The following is a 375-nucleotide window of genomic DNA, read 5'->3' on the forward strand; positions in this document are numbered from 1 at the left end:
GGGCCGCGTATCTGGCCTCGCTGGCCGGGCCGCTGCCCGAGGCGCGGTTCTGCCCGACGGGCGGGATCGGGGCCGCCACGGCGCGCTCGTATCTGGACCTGCCCAATGTGGCGTGCGTGGGCGGCACGTGGATGGTGCCCCGGGCGGCGGTGGCCCGCCGGGACTGGGGGGCCGTCGAGCGGCTGGCCCGGGAGGCCGCGCGGCTGAGCGCGGGAACGGACGCCCACAAGCTCCCGTAAAGCCCCGGAAGCCCCGCAAGCCTTGAACAAACGCCCGCCGGCCCCCGTAAAGCCCCGTTGGGCTCCCCCGAGGCCCCGTAAGGCACAGCGGCCCGGCGCACGTAAAGCCCCGGAAGCCCCGCAAGCCTTGAACAAA

Annotated in this window: 1 pseudogene; it reads left to right on the forward strand. The window is 75.2% G+C overall.

The features are described from left to right. Window positions 1–239, forward strand: a pseudogene (locus tag ACSNOD_RS31815) (hypothetical protein); the annotation flags it as partial. Window positions 240–375: the final 136 nt, after the last annotated feature.

Origin of the sequence: Streptomyces sp. URMC 123, assembly GCF_051386515.1 — a bacterium.
GTDB lineage: Bacteria > Actinomycetota > Actinomycetes > Streptomycetales > Streptomycetaceae > Streptomyces.